At 66.8% G+C, this 1,950-nt stretch carries 3 protein-coding genes; all 3 read right to left on the reverse strand.

Going from position 1 to position 1,950, the window contains the following annotated elements; all coding sequences use genetic code 11:
• Window positions 1-486: coproporphyrinogen III oxidase (locus D3H34_RS32160; protein WP_286186545.1), on the reverse strand; the 486-nt coding region annotated here is incomplete at its 3' end.
• A gap of 10 nt (window positions 487-496) precedes the next feature.
• The gene (gene purD, locus D3H34_RS32165; protein ID WP_119558813.1) at window positions 497-1,780 is read right to left on the reverse strand and encodes a phosphoribosylamine--glycine ligase; all 1,284 of its coding nucleotides are present in this window, start codon (window positions 1,778-1,780) and stop codon (window positions 497-499) included.
• Window positions 1,777-1,950: YebC/PmpR family DNA-binding transcriptional regulator (locus D3H34_RS32170; RefSeq protein WP_205736857.1), on the reverse strand; the 174-nt coding region annotated here is incomplete at its 5' end. The genes D3H34_RS32170 and purD, both read right to left, overlap by 4 nt.

Consider the following 1,950-nt stretch of genomic DNA (forward strand, 5'->3'; position numbering starts at 1 on the left):
GAGGAAGACGCGGTGGAAGTCCACCGCGTCTTCCTCGAAGCCGTAGCACGGCGTCAGGTCGAGCCCGCCGCCGAACCAGCGCGTGGGCGCCTGGCCCGGATGGCCGGCGGAAATCATGCGCACGTTCATGTGCACCGTCGGCACATAGGGGTTGCGCGGGTGGAACACCAGCGACACGCCCATGGCCTCGAACGGCGCGCCCGCGAGTTCGGGGCGGTGCTGCGTGGCCGAAGGCGGCAGCTGGGCGCCACGCACATGCGAGAAGCCGCAGCCCGCGCGCTCGAACACGCGGCCGCCCTCCATGATGCGCGTGATGCCCTCGCCCTGCAGGCGTTCCTCGGGCCCCTTGGCCCAGGCGTCAGCCAGGAAACGCCCGCCGCCCTCGCCTTCCACGCCTTCGAGCGCCGTGGTGATGGCGTCCTGCAGGCCCGTCAGGTAGGCGCGCACATCGTGCACGCTGACCGGCGTTTCGCTGATTGCTTGCACGCGCCGCACCTCAGCTCTTGATGGCGCGAAAACCGATGTCGCGGCGGTACTGCATGCCATCGAAATGGATGCTGCGCGCCACGTCATAGACGCGCACCTGCGCCTGCTTGACGCTGTCGGCCAGCGCGGTCACGCACAGCACGCGTCCGCCCGTCACCTGGGGCACGCCGTCGACCAGCGCAGTGCCCGCATGGAAGACCATGGCGTCGTCGGTTTCGGCCGGCAGGCCGCTGATCGCATCGCCCTTGCGCGGTGCTTCGGGATAGCCGTAGGCGGCCATCACCACGCCCAGCGCCGTGCGGCGGTCCCACTCAAGCTCGATCTGGTCGAGCTTGCCGTCCACCGCGGCGGTCATGACGTCGACCAGATCGCTCTTGAGGCGCATCATGATCGGCTGGGTTTCGGGGTCGCCCATGCGGCAGTTGAATTCCAGCGTCTTCACATGGCCCGCAGGGTCGATCATCAGGCCCGCGTACAGGAAGCCCGTGAACGGAATGCCGTCGCGCTCCATGCCGCGGATGGTCGGCAGGATGATTTCGCGCATCGCGCGCGCATGCACGTCGGCCGTGACCACGGGTGCGGGCGAGTAGGCGCCCATGCCGCCGGTGTTCGGGCCTTCGTCGCCGTCCTTCAGACGCTTGTGGTCCTGGCTGGTCGCGAGCGCGAGCACGTTCTTGCCGTCGCACAGCACGATGAAGCTGGCTTCCTCGCCTTCGAGGAATTCCTCGATCACCACGCGCGCGCCGCCGTCGTTGTGGCTCACGCCATATTTGTTGTCGACCAGCATGAAGTCGACCGCGTCGTGCGCTTCCTGTGCCGTGAGCGCCACGACCACGCCCTTGCCCGCGGCCAGGCCGTCGGCCTTGACGACGATGGGCGCGCCCAGGCGGTCGATATAGGCATGGGCCAGCGCCGGGTCGCTGAAGGTGTTATAGGCTGCCGTGGGAATGCCATGGCGCGCCATGAAGGCCTTGGAGAAAGCCTTGGAGCTTTCCAGCTGCGCCGCGGCCTTGGTCGGGCCGAACACCTTGAGCCCGTGGGCACGGAATTCGTCGACCACGCCGGCCGCGAGCGGCGCTTCGGGGCCGACCACGGTCAGCCCCACTTTTTCGGCCTGCGCCCATTCGCGCAGGGCCACGACATCGGTCAGGTCCAGGTTTTCGAGCTTGCCGCCCGCCAACGCCGTACCACCGTTGCCCGGTGCAACATACACCTTGGTGGACTTGGGCGATTGCGCCATTTTCCACGCCAAAGCGTGCTCACGGCCTCCGCCGCCAATCACAAGAATTTTCATAAGTCTGCGTTGTGGTAAACGTCTTGAACGTCGTCCAGGTCTTCGATCATGTCCAGCAGCTTTTGCATGCGGGTCGCGTCATCGCCTTCGAGGGCGATGGTGTTTTCAGGGCGCATGGTCACTTCCGCCACTTCTGGCTTGAGGCCTGCGGCTTCCAGTGCGTTGCGTAC

Source organism: Acidovorax cavernicola (assembly GCF_003581445.1).